The sequence below is a fragment of the Massilia cavernae genome (genome assembly GCF_003590855.1).
Classification (GTDB): domain Bacteria; phylum Pseudomonadota; class Gammaproteobacteria; order Burkholderiales; family Burkholderiaceae_D; genus Telluria_A; species Telluria_A cavernae.
The window spans coordinates 70,756-77,871 of the sequence record NZ_QYUP01000113.1; the positions used below are offsets into that span (position 1 = coordinate 70,756).

6 protein-coding genes are annotated in these 7,116 nt (G+C 58.8%); 4 read left to right on the forward strand and 2 right to left on the reverse strand.

The window, feature by feature from the left end; genetic code table 11:
- Positions 1 to 11: 11 nt before the first annotated feature.
- Genes D3872_RS12550 through D3872_RS12560 form a run of 3 tightly spaced genes read left to right on the forward strand, consistent with a single transcriptional unit; the run spans position 12 to position 4,388 of the window.
- Positions 12 to 2,330, forward strand: coding sequence for a T6SS effector phospholipase Tle3 domain-containing protein (locus tag D3872_RS12550; RefSeq protein WP_182915792.1), 2,319 nt, complete (start codon positions 12 to 14; stop codon positions 2,328 to 2,330).
- Positions 2,327 to 4,096: a type VI lipase adapter Tla3 domain-containing protein gene (locus D3872_RS12555; protein WP_119811083.1), complete on the forward strand. Its 1,770-nt coding sequence runs from the start codon at positions 2,327 to 2,329 to the stop codon at positions 4,094 to 4,096. Before D3872_RS12550 ends, D3872_RS12555 begins: the two co-directional genes overlap by 4 nt.
- Before the next feature lie 31 nt (positions 4,097 to 4,127).
- A complete protein-coding gene (locus D3872_RS12560; protein ID WP_119811084.1) occupies positions 4,128 to 4,388 on the forward strand; it encodes a PAAR domain-containing protein in 261 nt (86 codons plus the stop codon).
- Between the two features lie 89 nt (positions 4,389 to 4,477).
- Here D3872_RS12560 and D3872_RS12565 read toward each other — a convergent pair whose 3' ends face one another.
- On the reverse strand, positions 4,478 to 5,155 hold the full coding sequence (locus D3872_RS12565) for a hypothetical protein (RefSeq protein WP_229459295.1): 678 nt from the start codon (positions 5,153 to 5,155) through the stop codon (positions 4,478 to 4,480).
- An 11-nt stretch (positions 5,156 to 5,166) separates the two neighbouring features.
- The gene (locus D3872_RS12570; protein ID WP_147373870.1) at positions 5,167 to 5,538 is read right to left on the reverse strand and encodes a hypothetical protein; all 372 of its coding nucleotides are present in this window, start codon (positions 5,536 to 5,538) and stop codon (positions 5,167 to 5,169) included.
- Positions 5,539 to 5,765: 227 nt separating this feature from the next.
- Between D3872_RS12570 and D3872_RS12575 the strand changes: the two genes are divergently transcribed.
- Positions 5,766 to 7,116 (forward strand): IS4 family transposase (locus tag D3872_RS12575; protein WP_119811087.1); only part of this gene is annotated, 1,351 nt, incomplete at its 3' end.

A 7,116-nucleotide genomic window follows, 5' to 3' on the forward strand; every position in this document is an offset into this window, starting at 1 on the left:
AAGGAGGCCGCATGGTTTATCCGAGGATTCCATATTCTATCGGGCAGGGAACCAGCATCCTGCAAAGTGATCGACGGTCAGACAAGACTGTAGACGTCAAACCAAACCTGCCGTGCAATGTGATTGTTATCCACGGCGTGAACGATGTCGGCACCAGCTTTTGTGCGGTAGAACAAGGCTTGTGCACGGGTCTTGACGTCAGGTTGCATGGCACCCAACCCGGCAGGCAGGGACGCTTCGTGCCGGCCAAATACCGCATGCCGACCGCCGAGGATAAGAACAAAGTGGAGCCCGACCCGGATGCGGTGTTTTTCAAACGCGCTGCAGACAGCAATACGCACAGTCCCGTTATTCCCTTCTACTGGGGATTTCGGGAAACGAAAGCTCACGCCGGAACCAAAAACGGCCAGCGTACTGACCGCTTCGGCAACCGGCTGGACAAAGACTTGTCGAAGGGTGGCGGGCCATTTGGCAACGCAACCAGCACGCTGCCCGACATGTGGAACCGAGGCCTGTCCGCACCCGCCGATGTGGGTGGCGACCCAGTGCGCCCGCTCCTCAGTGCTCCGGGGCGAATGTACATGGTGCTTGCTGCCAAGCGCCTGGCCGCCCTGATCGCCATGATCCGGGACTATGATCCAAACGAAGTGGTCAATATCGTGGCCCACAGCCAGGGCTGCATGGTTTCGCTGCTGGCTCAGGCGTTCCTTCTTGACCAGGGAGCTCGTCCCGCCGACACGCTCATTCTTACTCATCCGCCGTACAGTCTGGAAGAGGGCACCTCCATGCTGTTCGATCTGCTTGAGACACTCTCCGGCGGTACCGATTCGGCAATGGAAGGTCACTACGATGCGATCAATTCGCGCCAGACGTTCGACGCGCGCCTGCGCACGCTGGTGAACATTGTCCACGGCGTCGCGGCGAAAAAGCACACCACGCCGGCATTCGCTGCACTGACCGACCATGGGAAGCACTACGGCATGGTCGGGGCCAAATGGAGCGCCGGCGCGGACCGAGACAATCGCGGCAAGGTGTATCTATATTTCTGTCCCGAAGATATGACAGTGGCGCTTGACAACATCAAGGGGATTGGTTGGCAGGGTGTGCCGGACTTCATGAGCGGAACAGCGCTCCCGAAGAGCAACACGAGCGAACAACGCGTCATGCGCGGCGACTCTGTACCACCGCCACAGACCCAGAAGCACGCGCGCAAACCGCTCGAGGAACTAGGCCGCAGCTTCTTCCAGCGTGTGTTCACCAGCAAGAAGCGCGTCGACGCCGGCCGAAAAACTTCGGCTCCGGTGTTGGTTGGTCAATCCCCTCATGACTTTGCCTTACGTACGGAAGGTGAGGATGATCACGCCCACGTCGCCAGCGCAAACCGGGGCCAGCGCGCAAACCATGAGGAAGCCGCATGGCCACTCGAACCTGGCCGATGGGATTTCCTGCAGTCGGAAGACGACAAGCGTGATGGCATCCGTACCATCAACGGCGAAGCGCTGCGCGTTTCAGTTTCGGCCGACCTGCGTGGGACTGGTCAGATCGATCCGAAGAATATTCCGAAGGATTCGGTCCAGGCTAAGCTGCCAGTTAGCGCCCAAGGTCCATGTGAGGAAGTCGATCCGATCGATGCCGCCATCGCGATCACCAGCGGTTCGGGACTAAAGGTCTGGCGTGAAAACTGCCCTGATCCCTCTGGCGCCGTGCGCCGTCCCGGTACTCCGCAAAAATTGTCGCTGCCTGAATGCCAGGCGGTCGAGGCGCGCTATAACAAAGAGAAGAACCTGGATGGCCTCGGCGCCAATGGCCGCCGCAAGATTCTGGAAGTCGTTCGCTATCCGGATGGCACAGTCCAGGCACTTGTGCAGGAAAGTCCCGACGAGGCCCGCAAGCGCTGGCAGCATGAAGTAAGCCCGAAGTCGTTTCACGGATCGATTATCGGCAGCGCAAAGAATCACAGCAACGTGACTGCGTATGACATAGCGATTGGCGGTGGGCAAGCGTCGAGCGATCCGAATTTTTATGCATATTTATGCGCCGTGGCGGACTGGCGTTTGCAAAGCAACCCCCAAGCGCCGAATCGGCAGTCGATCATGCGGTGGAAAGCCTTCGTTTCCAAATTCAAGGCCTACTGGGACGTCGAAACGGTGGCGCGAAAGAACCTGATCGATGGTAACGCCCACTACTACAGCACAGGTGAACTTCCAGCCTGCATCCCGCCGTTACAGGCCGTACTTCCTTCGCTGGTGGTGTGCGAAACGATGCAAGGGGTCCGTACGGCGCGCGCCTCTTCTCCCAAAGTTACGGGTGGGAAGAAGGTGGGAGCATGAGCGCTGTGATCGCTACACCTCCGAATCTGGGGAAGTATGTATTGGTTGCGCTGCTTGCGCTGGTGGTCCTGATACCCCTGTGGACGATATTCGTTATGGTGGTAATCGAACCCGAAAGCCTGACAATCCAGGAGCAAACGATGAGCAAACGATTTTGGTGGTGGGTGGCAGGGCCTGCGGCAATGGTCGGGATTTTTTTCGGCACCCACTGGATGAAGGCATCGCAACATGCGCAGGCCGCTGAGTTGCACGCTCAGGCACAGCAGCCCCTCGAAAGCGATAAAGCCAGACGGGAATATGTACTCGAGGTGATCGGCTTGGGCGTTACGGTTGACAAATACCGGCAAGGCAAGCTGTGGGAAGCGCTTCAGTCGGGCAGTTCCCAAACGACAATCCGTGAACAGGACAAGCAAGCATATGCGTGGAGCGCGTTGGACAAAGCAGGAGTCGGGGGCGGACGTGGTGGCGACTCGCTCGAGAACGGCGCGCAATATACCCCAATGTACTACGGCGTGCCCGTTTTCAACGCGGAGCCACCAATACTTAATCCGGAGTGGGCAGACCGGCCAAACCTCCCGCTTCCCGGGCTTGCTGGCGGCGCCGTGTCTTCTGGAATGGCATGGCACCTCTTTGTCGTCGGGCCACGACGCTTTGATGAACACCCTGATCGCATTCTTGAGGAAGTTTTTGCCTTTTTCGATGCGAATCCTGACGTGCCGTATATCGTTCTGAATTCGGAGGACAGCATGGGCACGCGCGACAGCTACCGCCGCCCTGAAACCCCAGAACTCCTGCGAGACGGCTACTACATTCCGGAAATGCCCGACGCCTCTGCGCTGTTTGTGCTTGCACGTCGCGAACGGATTGATCCGGTGCGGCCGTTTGTGTGGGACGACCCGGACAACAAATTTGTTCAAGAAATATTCCGATTCATGTACTGTGAATTGGAACAAGCTGTCCCACACCCCGACCGGAAGCAAATCCTTCGTACGCCAGCTCAAGTGGGTGCCGATCCCATTCGTCGCGAGGTCGGTGGTGTTGAGCGGCAGCCCCTAGTCAGCGAATGGCTGGAAGCGGCTGCTGCCTTCGCGCAGCGCCCCGACATTCGGGGTACCGGCTTTGTCGGCTCATTGGGTGCCATCAACCCGTTTGCGCATCGCCCTCCAACCGATTGGAAGCCGACTCCCTGGTTCCCGATTCCCTGGAACCGGGATCAGCTGGACACCTTCGACCGCCTGCCGACGTTGGGCTACATCCACCGTCCCACCTTCGTCCGATTCGTCGACGAGCATGGCAAGCCGCTTACTCGCCGCGACGATCGGCAAAAGGCCCTGCAGGCGGGATGGGCAGAGGCCCTGAAGACACTGCCTGAAACGCAGCGCGCGAGCGCACCAGAGCGCATCATCGCCGCCACCGGGGGCAACACCGAGCAATTGATCGCGCTGCACGGCGCCATGAATGCCCACGCCGCGAGCGGCGGACCGGAGATCGACAGCGGCAAATCCAGCCAGTTCATCGATACCGACAAGCGCCTGGGTAATACCGGTGCGGCTACGCTGTTCTTGCAAATGGCGATTGGCGTCATGGGCAGCTACCGCGAAGGTGGCATCAGTGCAGCCATCAACCTGCGCGACCAGAACGAGGCCTCGATCGTCTTGATCAGTCCGCCTTCGGAGGAGAAGCGAAAAACACAAAAACATCCGCGCGGCGGTGATGTGTTCGCCCACCGCGGCACGCCGGCTGTCAACCCGGACGATTACCGGTAACAGGAGATTCTAAATTCGATTGGATTTTTCGATGCCAAAAATCATTCGTCAGAACGACCCGACCAGCCACGGCGGCAAAGTAGTTCAAGTCGCGCCGACCCACTTCACCGTCGGTGGCGTTGCGGTCGCCTGTCTGGGCGACAAAGCCACCTGTCCAATTCATGGACCCGGCACGATCGTGGAAGGCGAAGCCACCCATACCATCGACGGCGTTCCGGTCGCTTACGAAGGCCACAAGACGAGTTGTGGTGCAACGTTGATGCCGACCGATCCTCACCTTACTTGTACGTAGCAGCGTGCATAGACGGCTCCCACCGCAAATATGACCTTGCGCGAGGAGCAGACGAAAAGGGGCGCGAGCCGGGGGGCTGTTTAGTCCCTCTAAGGTGCTTTTCGCCGCGGCTTCAGTGCGCGCCTGATCGCCAGCTGTTCTTGCTGCCTCGCTTTCGCCGCTGCGTAATCGCCTGTACTCAGCTGCCGCGCACCAGGAGGCAGGAACCAGCCGAGCACGCAGCTGTTGTCGGTCACGGCTAACTGGATGTGGGTATTGCGTTTGAATGCCGACGAGCCGATCATCTCGCCCTGCAGGAACGCGCCACGAACTGCCTGGTACAGTACGCCCTCGTTTTCTTTAATTACCCGGTGCAGGAATGTAAATACGGCATTGTCGTAGGCCCGGTGAACGATCTCGACATCGTCGTCGCTGGCTGGCCGATTTACGGGCGTGTACCCTGTCGCGTCAAAAGCCTCTTCTGCAGCCTCACACGCATGCGAGAATTCCTCGATGCCCGCCTGCGTAGTCATGTCAAGCACACGCTGCAGGCAGAGAACCGCGCCGACGGCGGCGGGCGTACCGATCGGTTGTTTCGTGTAAAGCTTGAGAGGGTTTTGGTAGGAACTGATCGCAAAATTCAGAGCGCGTACCAGATCGCCTTCAAAAAAGTAGGCGCCTGGTCCAAGCCAGTCGTACTTGTTGGCGCTATGTGTGAGGTAGGGGAGCCTCCCACTGGCGAGGTCATCGCGTGTGGTCGCATCGCAGCCGTGGTAGGCCACAACCATATGGCCGGGCATCACTTGAAGATACCGGCGAGTTTTCCGCTTTTGGTGATAATTCCGGCCCGGCGCGCCACTGCGACGGCCTCATCGGGCGACATGAGATAGGGATTCGCAACTGTCTTTGGTTCGGCCGCCACTTTCACGCCGTACGCTTTTGAGATCTTACTGACCAGTTCTTTCAAACCAGCGCCCCGGCGCGTATCGAGTACCTTGATCTTCGAGGCGGGCGCGCTACCTGCTGCCGCGATAGCGCTTGCCGATGCCCCGGCCGGCCCAGCCGCTGCAGTGTTTCGGCCAGCAGCGCGAGCAGTTTGCATGCCGCGCGCGCGGACAAGCGCGCCGTTGGCCGCTTGCTTCTTACCCATTGGTTTGATGGATTTGGACATAGGTGTATTGTGGCACACGCAGCGTGGACCAGCAATTATGACCCCTGCACCAGCTTCTGCAAGGCCCCAAGGCCTCCGGCTTGACGATGTTGACATCCTCCCCTCCCTGAAGGACTGAGGATTACCCACAAATTTTGCATAGCGTTCTCGATGGTATGCAGAAAAGCGTTGTAAACAACAAAAAACGATGTTAACTTTCTAGCCATCAATAATTGCGATGCATACCCTTGTCTCAGGAAATCGAAAACGATTGGGCAATCGACGAGTTCGGCGCAGCCGACTTGGGCGACGCACGCCGGACCGCTCGACTGGTCGCGCTGGCACGCCAGTTGGCCAAGAGCCCGCATTGTTCGTTTCCGCAGTCGCTGTCGCAGGCCCAGCTCAAGGCCGCTTATCGTTTTTTCGACAACGAGGAGGTCGACACGGATGGCATCCTGACTTCGCACATTGGACAGACGCTGGCACGCATGCGCGAAGTGCCAGTGATTCTGGCAATCCAAGACACGACCGAATACAACCTGACGCATCTGCCAGCCACCGAGGGATTGGGCTACTGCACCCACAAACACGTGAGGGGATTCTTCATGCATAGCATGCTCGCGCTCACGCCGGAAGGCTTGCCCTTGGGTGTTCTGGGACTGAAGACGTGGGTGCGGCCTCTGGCGCAGTTGGGTAAGAAAGCATTGCGCAAGAAGTTGCCGATAGATGAGAAGGAGAGCGTCAAGTGGATCGAGGGTTTGAACCACATGACGGCGCTCAAATCCCAATGTCGTGGGACGCAAATCGTGGGAGTGTGCGATCGCGAGGGCGATCTGTACGACGTGTTTGTTGCAGAGCGCAGTCCCGATGTGGAGTGGTTGGTGCGCGCGGCCTGGAATCGCCGAGTGAACCACCCCGAAGCTTACTTGTGGGAAGCGATGCAGTCTGTTGCGCCGATGGGAACAACGTCGTTGCGTATACCTGAGCGCGGGAAGAGAGCCGAACGCACTGCGCAGATGGCAATACGCTGCGCCCCGGTACGCATTCGCAAACCGAAGAGCTGCAAGGTCAAAGGGCTGGCCGAGGTAGATGCATATGCGATTTGGGCCATCGAAATTGACCCGCCGCAAGGACAGGACCCGATCGAATGGATGTTGCTCACTTCGGTAGCGACCCACACCATGGAGCAGGCACTGGAACGTCTGTCTTGGTATGCGCGCCGCTGGACGATTGAAACATGGCACCGAGTACTCAAGAGTGGTTGCCAGATTGAGGCGCGGCAGTTTGGCGATGTGAAGCGCTTCATCCGCGCTACCGCCCTGTTTGCCGTCATCGCTTGGCGAATTCTTTACGCCACACTGTTGGGGCGACTGGATGCGGATGTTTCCTGTGAAGTGTTGTTGCAGCGTTTCGAGTGGCAAGCCTTGTATTGTCGGACGCACGCCGTTAGCAGCGTTCCGCAACAGCCGCCCACCTTGGGAGAAGCAATACTGTGGATCGCCAAGCTGGGCGGCTACCTCGGGCGCAAGCGAGACCGTCCTCCCGGCATGACAGTGCTTTGGCGAGGATTCCTGGCTCTGCATGAAATTTCGCAGATGT